This is a genomic window from Streptomyces sp. SAJ15 (genome assembly GCF_007595705.1).
Classification (GTDB): Bacteria; Actinomycetota; Actinomycetes; order Streptomycetales; family Streptomycetaceae; genus Streptomyces.
Genome location: NZ_NISY01000003.1, coordinates 546,853 through 561,032 on the forward strand (window position 1 = coordinate 546,853; position 14,180 = coordinate 561,032).

Annotated in this window: 13 protein-coding genes, 1 tRNA gene and 1 pseudogene; 4 read left to right on the plus strand and 11 right to left on the minus strand. The window is 69.4% G+C overall.

The window, feature by feature from the left end; genetic code table 11:
* Nucleotides 1–41: 41 nt before the first annotated feature.
* Nucleotides 42–407 carry a PH domain-containing protein gene (locus CD790_RS12580; protein WP_144383250.1) on the minus strand — a complete coding sequence of 122 codons (366 nt, stop codon included), beginning with the start codon at nt 405–407 and terminating at the stop codon, nt 42–44.
* Between the two features lie 78 nt (nt 408–485).
* Complete coding sequence (locus CD790_RS12585; RefSeq protein ID WP_144383251.1) at nt 486–1,142, minus strand: TetR/AcrR family transcriptional regulator; 657 nt, start codon at nt 1,140–1,142, stop codon at nt 486–488.
* Between the two features lie 96 nt (nt 1,143–1,238).
* On the opposite strand from CD790_RS12585, the gene CD790_RS12590 reads away from it, so the two are divergent.
* Nucleotides 1,239–2,297 (plus strand): aldo/keto reductase, encoded by a 1,059-nt coding sequence (locus CD790_RS12590; protein WP_144383252.1) that lies wholly within the window; start codon nt 1,239–1,241, stop codon nt 2,295–2,297.
* A 22-nt stretch (nt 2,298–2,319) separates the two neighbouring features.
* Here CD790_RS12590 and CD790_RS12595 read toward each other — a convergent pair whose 3' ends face one another.
* Nucleotides 2,320–3,285 carry a GlxA family transcriptional regulator gene (locus CD790_RS12595; protein WP_144383253.1) on the minus strand — a complete coding sequence of 322 codons (966 nt, stop codon included), beginning with the start codon at nt 3,283–3,285 and terminating at the stop codon, nt 2,320–2,322.
* Nucleotides 3,286–3,413: 128 nt separating this feature from the next.
* On the opposite strand from CD790_RS12595, the gene CD790_RS12600 reads away from it, so the two are divergent.
* On the plus strand, nt 3,414–4,352 hold the full coding sequence (locus tag CD790_RS12600) for an NADP-dependent oxidoreductase (protein ID WP_144383254.1): 939 nt from the start codon (nt 3,414–3,416) through the stop codon (nt 4,350–4,352).
* 12 nt (nt 4,353–4,364) lie between these two features.
* Here the strand turns inward: CD790_RS12600 and CD790_RS12605 are convergent, their stop codons facing one another.
* Together CD790_RS12605 and CD790_RS12610 are read right to left on the minus strand one after the other, a co-directional pair.
* On the minus strand, nt 4,365–4,742 hold the full coding sequence (locus CD790_RS12605) for a helix-turn-helix transcriptional regulator (protein WP_144383255.1): 378 nt from the start codon (nt 4,740–4,742) through the stop codon (nt 4,365–4,367).
* Between the two features lie 262 nt (nt 4,743–5,004).
* Nucleotides 5,005–6,234: a M6 family metalloprotease domain-containing protein gene (locus CD790_RS12610; protein WP_144383256.1), complete on the minus strand. Its 1,230-nt coding sequence runs from the start codon at nt 6,232–6,234 to the stop codon at nt 5,005–5,007.
* Between the two features lie 406 nt (nt 6,235–6,640).
* Between CD790_RS12610 and CD790_RS12615 the strand changes: the two genes are divergently transcribed.
* A tRNA-Trp gene (locus CD790_RS12615) sits at nt 6,641–6,716 on the plus strand.
* A gap of 315 nt (nt 6,717–7,031) precedes the next feature.
* Nucleotides 7,032–7,364 (plus strand): annotated as a pseudogene (locus CD790_RS12620) (DUF5994 family protein); the annotation flags it as partial.
* A gap of 58 nt (nt 7,365–7,422) precedes the next feature.
* Here CD790_RS12620 and CD790_RS12625 read toward each other — a convergent pair.
* The 6 genes from CD790_RS12625 to CD790_RS12655 form a co-directional block, all read right to left on the minus strand.
* Nucleotides 7,423–7,773, minus strand: coding sequence for a helix-turn-helix domain-containing protein (locus CD790_RS12625; RefSeq protein ID WP_144383258.1), 351 nt, complete (start codon nt 7,771–7,773; stop codon nt 7,423–7,425).
* Nucleotides 7,774–8,556: 783 nt separating this feature from the next.
* Nucleotides 8,557–8,874 (minus strand): SCO5918 family protein, encoded by a 318-nt coding sequence (locus tag CD790_RS12630; protein ID WP_144383259.1) that lies wholly within the window; start codon nt 8,872–8,874, stop codon nt 8,557–8,559.
* 364 nt (nt 8,875–9,238) lie between these two features.
* Nucleotides 9,239–10,729, minus strand: coding sequence for a DEAD/DEAH box helicase (locus CD790_RS12640; RefSeq protein WP_144383260.1), 1,491 nt, complete (start codon nt 10,727–10,729; stop codon nt 9,239–9,241).
* 231 nt (nt 10,730–10,960) lie between these two features.
* The gene (locus tag CD790_RS12645) at nt 10,961–11,164 is read right to left on the minus strand and encodes a cold-shock protein (RefSeq protein WP_030648194.1); all 204 of its coding nucleotides are present in this window, start codon (nt 11,162–11,164) and stop codon (nt 10,961–10,963) included.
* A gap of 1,092 nt (nt 11,165–12,256) precedes the next feature.
* Nucleotides 12,257–13,498: a PP2C family protein-serine/threonine phosphatase gene (locus CD790_RS12650; RefSeq protein ID WP_144383261.1), complete on the minus strand. Its 1,242-nt coding sequence runs from the start codon at nt 13,496–13,498 to the stop codon at nt 12,257–12,259.
* Nucleotides 13,499–13,815: 317 nt separating this feature from the next.
* On the minus strand, nt 13,816–14,088 hold the full coding sequence (locus tag CD790_RS12655) for a hypothetical protein (RefSeq protein WP_144383262.1): 273 nt from the start codon (nt 14,086–14,088) through the stop codon (nt 13,816–13,818).
* Nucleotides 14,089–14,180: the final 92 nt, after the last annotated feature.

The following is a 14,180-nucleotide window of genomic DNA, read 5'->3' on the forward strand; positions in this document are numbered from 1 at the left end:
CCGGTCCGCGCCGCGCGGACCGGCGTTTCTGCGGCGGCGTCCTACCGGGCGACGAACTGCGTCAGGATCGCCTGCACCTCGTAGATGTCGACGCCCTTGGTGAACGTCTTCTCGACCGGGACGGGGCTGCCGGAGATCCAGATCTTCAGCTCCGCGTCGAGGTCGAAGGTGCCGGCGGTCTCCACCGCGAAGTGCGTGATGCTCCGGTACGGGATGGAGTGGTACTCCACCTTCTTGCCGGTGATCCCCTGCTTGTCGACGAGGATGAGCCGCCGGTCGGTGAAGAGGATGGTGTCGCGGACCAGTTGGAAGGCGGCGTGCACCTGCTCACCGTGGCCCAGCAGCCGCGCGAAGTCCCGCTGCGCCGCCCCCACGTCGACCGTGTGCGCGTTTCCGAACAGCCCCATGAAGATCCCCCATTAGGTGAAGACGCAACGAGTTTCCGCACTGTATACCGGCCGGGGCGCGGTGTCGCCGGTGTCCCGTCAGATGTAGGCGCCCGCCCGTGCCGCGGCCGCGGCCGCCTCCGCCGCGCGGTCCGCCGCGGCCTCGTCGAGGGGGCCGCCGCCGGCCAGCAGGCGGTAGTAGAGGGGGGCCGAGACGGCGCGGATCACCTCGTGGGCGTCGGTGCCCTCGGGCAGCTCGCCCCGGTCGACGGCCGCTCGGACGCAGGGCGCCCACTCCGCGACGCGGATCTCGTAGAAGCGGTGCAGGGCCTCTGCCGTCCTCGCGTCGGTCGTGGCCGCGGCGATGACCGCCTTGAACAGCGCGCCCTGGCGCGGGTCGGTGAGGGTGCGCCGCACGAGGGAGGCGTTGGCCTTCAGGTCGCCGAGCAGCGACCCCGTATCGGTGCGCGGCAGCGACTGCTCGGCCATGTCCGCCAGCAGGTCCGCGACCAGGCCGGCCACGGTCCCCCAGCGGCGGTAGACGGTGGTCTTCCCCACCTCCGCGCGGCGCGCGATGTCGGCGAGGTCCAACTGGGCGAAGCCGTGTTCGGCGAGCGCGTCCCCGGCCGCCTGGAGCACCGCCGCCCGCACCCGTGCCGTGCGTCCGCCGGGGCGGACGGTGCCGGGGCCGGCGGCCTCCGCGCCCTCGTGGCCTTCCCCGGCGCCTTGCCCGTGCGCATCGCCCTCATGAGCCATAACGGGTCTCCAGTTCCATTAGTTGCTGATCTCTGTTACGGTGAAGCCATCTTAAGGGGGCTCCAGTCCCATTAACTCTCCTTGGAGGGATCGACCATGGAATACCGGCAGTTGGGCGCGTCCGGACTCAAGGTTCCCGCTCTGAGCTTCGGTGCCGGCACCTTCGGCGGCCAGGGGCCGCTCTTCGGCGCCTGGGGCACCACGGATGCCGAGGAGGCACGTCGACTGGTCGACATCTGCCTGGAGGCCGGCATCACCATGTTCGACACCGCGGACGTCTACTCGGCGGGCGCCTCGGAGGAGGTGCTCGGGGCGGCGATCAAGGGCCGACGGGACCAGGTGCTGCTGTCGACCAAGACCAGCCTGCCGATGGGGGACGGGCCGGGCGACGCCGGCTCCTCCCGGTCCCGGCTGATCAGGGCCACCGAGGACGCGCTGCGTCGGCTCGACACCGACCACATCGACCTGTTCCAGCTGCACGCCTTCGACGCGAGCACCCCCGTCGAGGAGGTGCTGTCCACGCTCGACCTGCTGGTGCGGGCCGGGAAGATCCGTTACGTCGGGGTCTCCAACTTCGCCGGCTGGCAGCTGATGAAGTCCCTCGCCGCCGCCGAGAAGCACGGCTACCCGCGCTATGTGGCGCACCAGGTCTACTACTCGCTCGTCGGCCGTGACTACGAGTGGGAGCTCATGCCGCTCGGCCTCGACCAGGGCGTCGGCGCCATGGTCTGGAGCCCGCTCGGCTGGGGGCGGCTCACCGGCAAGCTGCGCCGCGGCCGCCCGCTGCCGGCGGAGAGCCGGCTGCACCAGACCGCCGACTACGGGCCGCCCGTCGAGGACGAGCACCTGTTCCGCGTGGTCGACGTCCTCGACGAGATCGCGGAGGAGACGGGCCGGACGATCCCGCAGATCGCCATCAACTGGCTGCTCCAGCGGCCCACCGTGTCCTCCGTCATCATCGGCGCCCGCAACGAGGCCCAGCTGCGGCAGAACATCGGCGCCGTCGGCTGGTCGCTCTCGCCCGAGCAGGTGGCCAGGCTCGACGCGGCCAGCCACAAGCCGGCCCCGTACCCGTACTTCCCGTACGAGCGGCAGGAGGGGTTCGCCCGGCTCAACCCGCCGGTCATCGCCCCCGCTCCGCGGCCGGCCTCCTGACGTCGAGGCGCGGGGCGCCGGTTCAGGCTCCGGTGCGGAACGTGTGTCGATACGCCGTGGGCGACACCCCGATCGTCGCGGTCAGGTGCTGCCGGAGCGAGGCGCCGGTGCCGAAGCCCGCCTCCGCGGCGACCCGGTCCACGGGCAGGTCGGTGGTCTCCAGCAGGCGGCGAGCGCGCTCGACGCGCTGTCGGGTCAGCCACTGGCCGGGTGCCACCCCCACCTCGTCCCGGAACCGCCGGGAGAACGTGCGGACGCTCATCCGGGCGTGCCCGGCCATCTCGGCCAGCGAGACGGGCCGGTGGAGCTGGGTGAGCGCCCAGGAGCGCGTCGCCGAGGTGGTCGCCGCGGCGGGTTCGGGCATCGGCCGCTCGATGAACTGCGCCTGCCCGCCCTCCCGCCAGGGCGGCACCACACACAGCCGCGCGACGCGGTTGGCGACCTCGCTGCCGTGGTCGCGGCGGACGAGGTGCAGACAGAGGTCCACGCCGGCGGCGACGCCCGCCGCCGTGAGCACCTCCCCGTCGTCCACGAACAGCACCTCCGGGTCGACCTTGACGTTCGGGAAGGCCCGTTGGAAGTGCGCGGCCTCGTTCCAGTGCGTGGTCGCGGGGCGGCCGTCGAGCAGACCGGCCGCCGCCAGGACGTACGAGGCGGTGCAGATCGAGACGGTGCGGGTGCCCGGCCGCAGCCCGGCCAGGGCCGCCGCGACCGGTTCGGGGAGCCAGACCCGGTCGTCCTGCGGGCCGCAGGTGAAGGGCGGGATCACCAGCGTGTCCGCCGTCGGGACGACCGTGCTCCCGTGCTCCACCGCCACCGCGAAGTCGGCGCTGGTGCGTACCGGTCGGCCGTCCAGGCTGCAGGTGAGCACCTCGTAGAGCGGCTCGCCGTCCGGTCCGGACGCGGTGCCGAAGATCCGCACCGGGATGCTCAGTTCGAAGGGGTAGACCCCGTCGAGCGCGAGGACGACGACGCGATGGACGGCCATGGCCAGATCCTTTCAGATTATGGCCATCTGGCCAATCGTTGCGGGTGGCCGGACTTGGCAATCTTGTCCGCACGAGGTCGCCCACCAGGGAGAACGGCCATCCGGACAGCGGAGAAGGAGAGTTGACGATGCGTGCGATCGGACAGGACACGTTCGGCGGGCCCGAGGTGCTGAAGGTGGTCGAGGTGGAGCGTCCGGAGCCCGGTCCGGCCGAGGTGCTCGTGCGGGTGCACGCCGCCGGCGTCAACCCGACCGACTCGTGGCACCGCGGCACCGGCGGCCTGGCCGGCGACGCCGCCCCGGTCCGGCTCGGCTGGGACGTCTCCGGCGTGGTCGAGGCGGTCGGCCCGGGGGTCACCCTCTTCCAGCCCGGCGACGAGGTGTTCGGCATGCCCCGCCACCCGCTCCCGGCCGGCACCTACGCCGAGTACGTCACCTCGCCCGCCCGCCACCTGGTGCGCAAGCCCGCGTCCCTCACCCATGTCCAGGCGGCCGCCCTGCCGCTGGCCGCCCTCACCGCCTGGCAGGCCCTCGTCGACACCGCCGACGTCCGCCCCGGCCAGCGCGTCCTCATCCACGCCGCCGCCGGCGGCGTGGGCCACCTCGCCGTCCAGATCGCCAAGTCCCGCGGCGCGTATGTCATCGGCACCGCCCGTGCGGCCAAGCACGACTTCCTGCGCGGCCTCGGCGCCGACGAGGTCGTGGACTACACCGAGACCGACTTCGCCACCGCCGTCGGCGACATCGACGTCGTCCTCGACACCATCGGCGGCGACTACGGCCCTCGCTCCCTGCGCACCCTGCGCCCCGGTGGTCTCGTCGTCTCCCTCGCCTCCCCGGCCGAGGCCGCACTCGCCGTCGAAGCCCGCGAGCTGGGGCTGCGCTCCACCTTCCTGGTCGTCGAGGCGGACCAGGCGGGCATGCGGGAGATCGCCGCCCTGGCCGAGTCCGGAACGCTCCGCGCCGAGATCGCCACCACCCTGTCGCTCGAACTGGCCGCCAGGGCACACGAGATCGGGGAGACCGGCCGCACCACCGGGAAGATCGTCCTCACCGTCGCCGACTGAGCCCGCGGCCCACTACACGGGCCGGGGCTCCGTGCGCCCCGCACCCCGCGGAGCCACCCCGGCCGGGGCCGGCCCCTGCGCCGAAGCCGCCGCGGCCGGAGCCTCCAGAAGTGAGGAGAGCCGCGCCAACGCCGCGGGCAGCGCCCGGTAGTACACCCAGGTGCCCCGCCGCTCGGAGGCCACGAGCCCGGCCTCACGCAGCACCTTGAGGTGGTGCGAGATCGTCGGCTGGGTGACGTCGAACCGGTCGATGAGGTCGCCCACCCCGGCCTTGCCACCCTCATGCGAGGCGATCAGCGACAACAGCCGCAGCCGCACGGGGTCCGCGAGCGCCTTGAACACCTTCGCCAGATCGACGGCCGCCGCCTCGTCCAACGGTTCGCGCGCCATCGGTGCCGGCTCGCGAACCCGGCCCCCTGGTCTCACTGTGGACGCTCCTGTGTGTGGCATGCGCACATGTTTACCGGTGAGGGTGCCGACCGCGGTCGGCCGGGGCGCATGACGCACGGCGTACGCGGGGAGCGCGGCTGAGGGACTCGCACCGGAGGGCAGAGGTACGCGACGGCGCCGCCGTGGAGGGAGGCGCGAGACGTTCCCGGGGCCGCCCGCCGACTCCCGGCGGGCGGCCCCAGAGCCATTCCGCGCTATGTGGTCACCATTTGTAGGTCCAGACCGTGTCGTCGTACGCGCCGGAGCTGTTGACGTGGATCCGGATGCGGGCGGTGTCGTCCTGGAACGTCTGGCCGGGTTTCCACGTCTGCATGTCGAGCGTGGCGCAGTTCCCGGCGGGTGCGGCGGCTTTGGGGTTGGTCACCACGCGGACCGGTCCGTCGCCGCTGGCGACCGAGGTGTCGATCTTGTAGATCAGTACGCCGGTGGCGCAGGCTTTGGAGTCGTTGCCGGCGGCCTTGCGGGACTCGGCGACGTAGGCCGTGGTGCCGCTGGTCTTGATCACCGCCACCTTGTAGCCGTCGCCCCCGTGTTCCACGCCGTTCAGCTTGGTGGCGTACGTGCCCGACGTGGACAGGCAGGAGACCTGGCCGTCGGTGATCCATCCGAGCTTCCACGCGTGCCAGCCGAGGAACTGCGGGGCCGGGCCGCTCACCTTGCCCATGAGGTCCCAGCCGCCGACGTACCGGTGCTGTTCGCCGTTGAAGGCGTAGAGGTCGGGCAGGCCGAAGGTGTGTCCGGTCTCGTGGTCGGCGACCTTGTAGCCCCAGTGCCACATGTCCTGTCCGAAGGTCACCGCCCACTTGATCGCCACCCAGGCGTTCGTCGCCTTGTTCCAGACCCAGGTCGGGTTGGCGGGGTCCTGGACCCAGGTGGGGGTGTGCGTGATCGCGGCCGCGGTACTGGTCGGCACGATGTAGAACATGTCGTAGTCGGCGAGGTTGACGCCCGCGTCGGCGGCGCCGGCGAGCGCGTCCTTCACATAGACCCGGTGCGTGTCCCAGGAGAACCCGCGCGCCCAGTTGTAGCCGGTGGAGTTCTTCGGCATGCGCACCCAGTTGCCGTACGGGGCGCGCATGTCCAGCCAGACCTTGCCGTTGGACGCCTTCCACATCCAGTCGGCGGCGCCGGATATCTGGTTGTAGTAGCGATCGAGGGGCGTGGTGGTCCCGACGGCGTCGGGGAAGTCCACGTAGATCACGCCCACGCGCTTGGTGCCCTCCGGCTTCTGGAACCTGTTGTAGCCGGTTTGCTGGCCCTCGTCGGTGTAGCCGGTCGTTCCCTGGAGCGCACAGTCCGAGGTGCTTCCGTTGGACCCCTGGGCGGTGTCGGCGGGGGCGATGACCAGGGCGAGCAAGGCGACCAGGGCGGCGGACAGGACAAGGACGGGCGCCGCGACGCGCGGGCGCCACGACGCGAGTGGGGATCTCATGGTGTGCCTCCGTGGGGAGAGGTACGCCTCTGTGGGGGAGAGGTGTGCCTCCGTGGGGGGAGCCCGCTCTCTGCCATGCGGGCATGACGTTCTGTTGCCTGCCGATGTGTTGGGGACAGGATGCCGATGCGGCGGCGGTGTCGAAAGCTAGTGGATCTCCACAACAGGGTGCTATGGGGCGGGAATCGTGTCGCCGCGATCACCAGCGGTTATCGGGAATCCGTGCTCGGAAGCGAAACGAGACGCCGGTCCGGGCCTCCCCGTACGTGCCCTGTGCCCTGTCCACCACGGTGATCCACTGTGATCAGCGGCCACCTGGCCCGCCGGCGGCGCGGGGCGGCGGCAGCGTCCGCCACGAAAACCCGTGGAACCACGTGCTCGGCTGTGTCAGGCTGGGCGGCGTCCAAGGGGTGTAGCTCAGAGGCCAGAGCGCCGGTCTCCAAAACCGGATGTCGCAGGTTCGACTCCTGCCACCCCTGCCACAGCCTCCACAACCGGGCGTCGAATCCGCCGGGAGAGTTCGTGGGGGCGAGGTCCAGACGAACAACAAGGCCCAGGTCGCTGACCTGGGCCTTCGTTGTGGAGCGGGTGACGAGAATCGAACTCGCGCTCTGAGCTTGGGAATCCCGAGGCCCGACCGGGCGAACTCTGCCGTCCTGACCTGCGAAAACTCGGTTATGGGCGCATGGTGGCAAGCCTGATCACTGCCCTGTTGTGACCGCCGCTTACCGCCCGATGTGGCACGGAAGTGGCACGGGGAGTCCGCGCGCGGGCAGAGCCTCTGATCGTGGGGGCGCAGTCTCATCACCGCGTTGAGCCGGCATCTCGGCCCGATCACCCGCGTCGGACTGGACGCGAGTGCCTGGGAGGAACTGCCGACGCGACTGGTCATCGACGATCGGGTCGTCCACCTCGACTCCTTCCCGGTCGGTGACGACACCGTCCTCATCACCCGGGGCGACCAGGATCATTTCTCCCTGCTGGTCGTCCCCCCGCAGGCGGCGCCGGACGCCGCACGCGCCGCGATGGCCCAGGCCGTACGAGCCGACAACATCACCTCAGTCGAGCACATCCTCATCGACCCCGGGACCAATCCCGGCACACCTGGCCTCAAGGGGTCCTGGCCGTAGCCACCCGCTTTCACACGTGTCCGTCCGGGGCTCGAGCCGACCGTCCGCGCCCACGCGATCAGCTCGAACCGGGACCGGAACTGTCGGACGCTTCCTTCGCGGCACGGCGGTACTCGGCGTTGATGCGCTGAGCTTCCTCAAGCTGGTCCTCGAGGATGACGATGCGGCAAGCGGCCTCGATCGGGGTTCCCCTGTCGACGAGTTCGCGGGCGCGGGCTGCGATCCGCAGTTGGTAGCGGGAGTACCGGCGATGTCCGCCTTCCGAGCGCAGCGGAGTGATCAGACGGGCCTCACCGATGGCTCGGAGGAAGGCGGGGGTCGTGCCGAGCATTTCGGCGGCCCGGCCCATGGTGTACGCCGGGTAGTCGTCGTCGTCCAGACGATCGCTGAGTGGAGTGTCTGCTGCCATGTCACCTCGCTGTGCAAACGCGTCGAGGGGCCCTGGCGCCGTACGGCACCAGGGCCCCGAAGGAAATTCAACACCATCTGTCGGCCCTAATGCTGTGCCGACCTTCTGTTTCCGCTACCCGGCCCGTGAGGCGAGGGGTGCGGGGATCGCGGCTGCGTGACCGGGGACCACCATCCAATCCGGGGTCTTGCGGTACCCGGACCGAGAGCTTCCCGGGCCGGGCGATCCTGATGGCGTCTGCTCCTCCGTCCTTCCTCTGAACCAACCACTGGGTGAACGGGTACTGCGGTACTGCGTCGGTGATGCTGATGGCAGCCCCTCGACCTGCGGGCTGCCCAGTGCGGCTCTCAGTCCCGTCACCGTTCTGCGAACACCTTGGCTTCGGAGCTCCAGAGCCGCACTGACCTGCGAACTTCAGGTACTGCTACCCGCCAGTTCGTGTCTGCCGGGTCTCACTTGACCGTGTCAACGAGAAAAAGGTTAACCGCGCCGGGGCTCAATGTCTACTCTGGCAAAAGTAGATTTTGGCGCCGGCAGGCCACAGGTATCCTGTGGCCTGCGATAACGGTGGAACAAGTCGTCGTGGGCGGCGGCAACGGATGCGTGTGCCAGCGGTCCCGAAGGACTGCTTCCGTCTCGGCCACCGCGGGCAGCGAGACGCTGCTTTCCCCCGCCCGGCCAGGAGCCTTCGCACGGACGGCGAGGCGGCGAAACGGCGGTGAGGGCCCTGCCGACGCGCGTCGGCAGGGCCCTCACCGGGTCTCTGGTGGCGGTTTCCGCCTGTCACCACACCTCTGGGGAAGCGGCGTCCCCGAGAGGCGCCGATGTGGTTCGAGGCGACGTGGGGACACCCATCGGCGCGGTCTCGAGTCGGTCGTGGCAGGTGAAGCCGAGGCGGGTCATGGCCCGGACGACTTCACCGCTGGTGAAGTCGCGGCGGTCCTGTCGGGTGATGACCTGGCCCACTTGCTCGACCGGGTAGCGGCGGCGGCCGATGGTCACGGACTCACCCGTGACGAGCTCGGGCCTGACGCCCTTCATCGAGGCCAGCACCCCGCTCTTGGTCAGCTCGAACGGATACCGGGCGATGACACAGCGCATGACGCCTCACAGAGGAGAAAGAGAACGGACTGACCGGGCGAGGTGGACGGTCCGGGGAGGACGTCCCGTAGACGGACGCGGTCCGTGTAGGTGGGGCTGTCGCGGAGAACGGCGAGCCGTGCCAGGGTGATCAGGCCGGTGCTCTGGTCGTCCCCGTCGCAGAGGACGAGGTGATCGACGCGGGCACCGGCCATGAGGGACAGAGCCACCTCGACCGTCATGTCGTCACAGACCCGAGGTCCGGACGCGTCCCTGTCGTCGACCACGGCGTTGGGGGAGGGAGCCACTACCTGGTGCTGCGTCTGAGTCGGCGTCATACGTGCCTCCTGGTGCGTGAGGGGGTGGGCTCGTGATCACAGCGGCTCTACGCAGCCGAGCCGAAGCCGGTCCGCCGCTGTGCCCCGCGGTGCGCTGCTTCGCCGACGGGCCGGCCCTGGCCGGCGTGGCCCCGGCGACCCCGGGCCTGAGATGGAGAAGACGTGCCGCGGGGACGTTTCACGTCCGGCGCGGTGATGACGACCGGGACACCGGAAGGAGCCTGGGCGCCTGTGATGCGGCTCAGCTCCGCCTCGCCCGAACGCACCTGGGCGACTCGGGGGGTGATGCCTGCCGAAGCCATCAGTCGGCTCATACCGCGCCGCTGGTCAGGGGTCACCAGGGTGACGACGCTGCCGTACTCGCCGGCGCGGGCCGTACGGCCGCCGCGGTGCAGGTAGTCCTTGTGGTCACTGGGCGGATCTACATTGACGACCAGGTCGAGGTTGTCGACGTGGATCCCGCGCGCCGCGACGTTGGTCGCCACCAGTACCGTCACATGCCCGCTCTTGAACTGGGCCAGGGTCCGCGTGCGCTGCGGCTGGGACTTGCCACCGTGCAGGGCTGCGGCGCGGACACCGTTGCTCAGCAGGTGCTTGGTCAGCCGGTCCACCGCGTGCTTGGTATCGAGGAACATGATCACTCGACCGTCTCGCGCCGCGATCTCGGTGGTCGTCCGATGCTTGTCCGCGTCGTGCACGTGGAGTACGTGGTGCTCCATCGTGGTGACCGCGCCCGCCGACGGGTCGACGGAGTGGACCACCGGGTCCGTCAGGTAGCGGCGGACCAGCAGGTCGACGTTGCGGTCCAGAGTGGCCGAGAAGAGCATCCGCTGCCCGTCGGGACGCACCTGGTCGAGCAGGGCGGTGACCTGGGGCATGAAGCCCATGTCGGCCATTTGGTCGGCCTCGTCGAGCACCGTACTGCCGACATCGTCCAGTCGGCAGTCGCCCCGGTCGATGAGGTCCTTGAGCCGCCCGGGCGTCGCGACGACCACCTCGGCCCCGGCGCGCAGCGCACCGGCCTGCCTGCCGATGGACATCCCACCGACGACGGTGGCCAGCCGCAGGCCCACGGAGCGGGCGTACGGAGTGAGCGCGTCGGCGACCTGCTGGGCGAGCTCGCGGGTGGGGACGAGGACGAGGGCGAGCGGCTGCCGTGGCTCGGCACGCCGCCCCGCTGTACGGGCCAGTACGGCGAGGCCGAAAGCGAGGGTCTTGCCCGAGCCGGTGCGGCCACGGCCGAGTACGTCACGACCGGCCAGGGAGTTCGGCAGGGTCGCCGCCTGGATCGGGAACGGCGCGGTCACGCCTTCGCGGCCGAGCGTGGCCAACAGCCGCGCAGGCATGGCGAGATCGGCGAACGACCCGACGGCGGGCAGCGCGGGCGTGATCGTCTTCGGCGGCGCGAACTCGCCCCGTACGGCCCGTCCGGCCTGTCGATTTCCGTAGCCCTTTGAACGGCGCGGACCACCGGAGCGGTGGGTGCCGGCGCCTCCTCCGAAGCGGTCATCCGTGTGAATTGTGCGGGCACGCTTCATGCGGAACCTTCCTTGACGAGGCACGTAGCAAGGAATTCCCGCAGCAGATGAGCGGCGCAGAGAATCTCGAGACGGGCCAAATGAGAAGCGGGCTGAGTCGGACCGACGGGGAATGTGTCACCGGTCGGAGATGCGGGGAGCCTTTCCGTCGCGCGCCCTGAAAAGCAGCGAGATGGGGCCCGCACCCCAGAGGTGCGGGCCCCATCTACGAAGTAAGCGTCAGCGCCGGTGTCAGGCGGGAACGATGTTCTCTGCCGTCGGGCCCTTCTGGCCCTGCGCGATGTCGAACGACACCTTCTGGCCTTCCAGCAGCTCGCGGAAGCCCTGGGTGGCGATGTTCGAGTAGTGGGCGAAGACGTCGGGGCCGCCGCCGTCCTGCTCGATGAAGCCGAAGCCCTTTTCCGCGTTGAACCACTTCACGGTGCCAGTAGCCATGTCATTTCTCCTTGGGATAGACGGTGTCAGGAATTCACTCTGTGCGAATTCCGTGTCGCCGTGATGATCACCCGTGGAAATGAATCTTCTGGCAACCACACCTGCAACTGACATCGACAGTAGCACGGTGAGACCGGCTCTGCACGGCGATAATTCTGTTCCGGTCGACGGTCGAAGAATGCTCGCCGAGCCCCGCACCTATTTTCTCATTCCACGGGAACAGATATTGGTCTCCGTGGGCGTGGCCTTTTCTGTCGTGCACTTCCGCCCGCAGCCCCGTGGCCTCTGTCGACGGGAGACGTGCCGCTGCCCCTGTCGTCAGGCGAGTGGGCATCCCCTCGCCCGACGGCGAGATCTGTACGGCCATCGGGGTACCCGAACGCCTTGGCTGACAAGGGAGTTGGGAGCATTGCACAGCGGGGAGATGCTTCGTCGTGTCTCGGATGTCGACGAGAGAGCCCCCGGGTTGAGGAGCACGGATCACAGTGAGGGCGTCTCAAGTTGCGGGATGGAGTCGAACAAGCAAGCGAGCCCGCTGGGCGGGTGGGGCGCCTGCGGGTCGATTTCGTTGCCAAGTGGTGCGCAAGTGGAGTGCGAGCCCGCAGAGGTCTGCAGAAGCAACAAGGCCCAGGTCGCTGACCTGGGCCTTCGCTATGGAGCGGGTGACGAGAATCGAACTCGCGCTCTAAGCTTGGGAATCAACGGCTCCTGCTGTGTAGGAAAGCCACCTGACCTGCGAGAACGGCGGTACGGCGACCATTCTGGTGGGCTTCTTGACGCCCTTGTTGACCAGTGTTTACCGTGCTGGAGGGCACGGTTGGGGCACGCCGCCGATGGGCGGCCCGGGAAGCGCGGCAGCGTGTGAAGATGTGGGCGCTGAGCCCGCGATCAGAAGTCGTCACGGCGCCGGGATTGCTCACGCAACCGCGGCACCCCTGTCGTCCGGAGCACGCCGGTGGCTTTCTGCGTTGGCCGGCGGGGGAGACGATGACGCGGTCTTCTTCGACAGGGTGAGTGAGCCACTCCGGCATTGGAATCGGGAGCCGCGAGCCTGCCCGCCTGGGCTCCGTCAACAATGGGCCGGCTGTCGGCTCACTCCAGGATGGCGAGGTGGTCGGCGGCGCCCTCGTGCCACTCGATCAGGAAGAGGGTCGCGTCGTCACTGGTACTCCCGCCCCGTTCCTCCTTCAGCGTGTGGGAGAGCGAGCGCACCACTGCCCGCACCCCCCTTTCTTTCTGCTCGATGCGGTTGACCCAGTGGATGAGCTGTTCCTCGCCGAACTGTTCTTGGCCGGCTTCGTGCTCCTCGATGAGGCCGTCGGTGAAGCACAGGACCCGATCGCCACGATGGAGTGTCTGCTCGCTGACCCGGGGTTCCTCACCTCCGAAGCCGACCGGCAAGGTGGTCGGGCCCTCCAGCCGCCGGAGGACCCGGCGGTTGCGGATCAGCATCGGTGGGGGGTGACCCGCGTTGACCCACTGCAGGTGACCCGTTGCGACGTTCAGGCGCATCATCTGCGCGGTCACGAAGTGTTCGGGGCCGAACTGCTCGGCGATGGCCCGATCCATGAACGCGTAGATCTCGGACAGATCGATGCGGGCACGCCTGGAGTGCCGGTAGGCGCCGATGGCGACCGTGGCCATCGTGGCGGCGTCGAGGCCGTGGCCCATGGCATCAACCACGGCCATGTGAAGGATGTCGTCGTTGAGTGCGTAGTCGAAGCTGTCCCCGGCGACGCTGTAGGCGGGCTCCAGGATCCCGGCCACTGAGACCTGCGGCACGGACATCGCCAGCGGCGGGAGCAAGGACCACTGGATTTCCGCAGCCACACTCATGGGTTCTCGGCGCCGGGCGAGGAAGAACTGGTCGGTATAGCTGTGCTTGGTGACCAGCATGTCGGCGATCAAACCGGCGAGCCTGCGCAGCAAGCGCCGGTCGTCGTCATCGACGGTATCCAGAGTGAGGGCCAGCACACCCACCTGGTCACTGCCGTCCAACAACGGTAGATACATGCGGACACCGTCGGCCTGCGGTACTTCGACAGTGGTCGCCTCCAGGAAGGCAGTGCCGGCGGGGGAATCAGCGATCGGCTCGGGCTCGCCTACGGTCAGCCGTCTGCCCGGCAGCGGCACCAGCAGCAGCTGTGCGTAGTCCTGCAGGAGGATCGAGATGTCCCGGCCACCGACCCTGGCCACCTCTTCCGCGATCAGCGGAGCGACGAGCTGAGGCGGCATCTCGTGTGCCCGGTCCAGCAGCACCCCCAGCAGCCGTTCACCGAACCCTTCCGACCGGTCCACCGTGTCCCTGCCAGGCTGCCGATCACCCTCCGCCATCGCCGTGCCCTTTCAGCTCACCGGCCTGGTTTCGCCTGCACGTCCCGAGCCGGTGGTCTCCAAAGAATGGGTCACTGGGCAGCCTCGTGCTGGGCTTCGGTGCTGCTCGGCCGCCACACCCGCCAGGACCCGCTGGTTCCCTGCCGTCCGCCGACGGTGCGCAACGGCCCCGGCATATACACACCGGGGCCGCCCTTCCGGGCCGGTTGCACGTGAGAGTGCACCGGTCCACTGACCATGTTATGCCTGTGTTGCTTATCCGGCAGAATGCTCTTTCGGGGCATTTCTGCCCTTGATCGGCAAGAGCCCGTGCCACGTCAGCCGCGCTCCTCCTCCTCGGCCTCCATAAGCCGGATTCCCTGGTGTGTCAGAGTGACCATCGCGGGTGTATTGCCGGTTGCCCAGTCGACCGCGATCAGGCCCTCGCCCACCAGATACGTGCAGGCCGCGGCCAGGTCCTCCTCGTGGATACCGAGGTCATCGCGCAGTCGGGACCCGGCGACGCCCAGTAGGCGGTTGCCTTCGGTGGCCTCGTACAGAGCCTGAAGGACCTGCGCACGGTACGTCTTGCGTTCGCGCAGTGTTGCCATCGCTGCCGCCCTCTCATGCTTGGTGTCTGCGCGCGGGAAGTGGAGCCGGGGCGGGCGCCCTGCCCGGCCGTCTGGCACGCCGCCGCGCGGGT